Origin of the sequence: Halalkalibacter lacteus (assembly GCF_036663595.1) — a bacterium.
Lineage (GTDB): Bacteria > Bacillota > Bacilli > Bacillales > Bacillaceae_D > Halalkalibacter > Halalkalibacter lacteus.
Window position 1 is genome coordinate 1 of record NZ_JAWRVL010000472.1, and the last position, 234, is coordinate 234.

A 234-nucleotide genomic window follows, 5' to 3' on the forward strand; every position below is an offset into this window, starting at 1 on the left:
TCGATGGCCTACAGCGGCATGTCCTCGATCTCGCAGCCCCTCTTCGGTATGCTGGCAGATCGTCGCGGAACGCGCCAGATCGGCCTGGCGCTGATGTGGACCGCGTTCATGTTCTCCACCCTCGGCTTCGCCACCGGCTTCCCGATGCTGATCGCGCTGGCGGCGCTGGCGGGGCTCGGCTCCGGGGCCTACCACCCCTTCGGCGCGCTGGGCGCCAACGCCGCCATCCGTAAG

At 69.2% G+C, this 234-nt stretch carries 1 pseudogene; it reads left to right on the forward strand.

Features of this window, described 5'->3' with window-relative positions:
* Positions 1-234 (forward strand): annotated as a pseudogene (locus SAZ04_RS23055) (hypothetical protein); the annotation flags it as partial.